This window comes from Rhodococcus maanshanensis NBRC 100610, assembly GCF_001894865.1.
GTDB lineage: Bacteria > Actinomycetota > Actinomycetes > Mycobacteriales > Mycobacteriaceae > Rhodococcus_G > Rhodococcus_G maanshanensis.
Map to the genome: position 1 here is coordinate 1 of NZ_BCXA01000093.1, position 617 is coordinate 617.

Consider the following 617-nt stretch of genomic DNA (forward strand, 5'->3'; position numbering starts at 1 on the left):
CTCCCCGGGAGTTGGACTGAGAAATTCAGTTCCGACTCCCGGGGAGCAGTTTTGTGAGTGCGCGAAGTTCACTGTCTGAGGATCAGCGGGTCGCGGCGGTAGCGTTGTTCGAGGCAGGTGCGGGCCGACGCGCGGTCGCGACGAAGTTGGATGCGAGCCGCTCGGCCGTCGATCGCTTGTACGACAGGTGGCGGGTTCGCGGCAGAGGAGCGTTGGTGACCAAACCGGGCAAGCGTTCATTCTCATTCGAGTTCAAACTTGATGTGGTGCAGCGTTTCCTGGCCGGCGAAACGAAGGTCACGCTCGCCCGGGAGTTCGACTTGTCCTCGCCGAAACTGATCGAAACGTGGGCTCGGGCCTACCGTAACGAGGGCGAGGAAGGCTTGCGCCCGAAGCGGGCAGGTCGCCCGCCGGGACCCGCCACATCCGAGCCGAGCGAGGCGAGCGAGTCGAGCGAGCTGAAGCGACTTCGCGCGGAGAACGAGCGGTTGCGGGCTGAGGTCGCCTACCTGGGAAAATTGCGAGCCTTGAGGGCGCAGGAACGGCCGTGAAGGTCCGCGCCGTCGTCTCCCTCAAGGCTGAATACCGGCTGGACGTGCTGCTAGAGATTGCCGGGC

1 protein-coding gene and 1 pseudogene are annotated in these 617 nt (G+C 64.5%); both read left to right on the forward strand.

The features are described 5' to 3' along the window. Nucleotides 1-53 precede the first annotated feature (53 nt). Nucleotides 54-191, forward strand: a pseudogene (locus tag RM1_RS27290) (helix-turn-helix domain-containing protein); the annotation flags it as partial. A gap of 24 nt (nucleotides 192-215) precedes the next feature. Beyond that, entirely contained in the window at nucleotides 216-551 is a 336-nt protein-coding gene (locus tag RM1_RS26530; RefSeq protein ID WP_169922375.1) for a helix-turn-helix domain-containing protein, read from the forward strand. Nucleotides 552-617 lie beyond the last annotated feature (66 nt).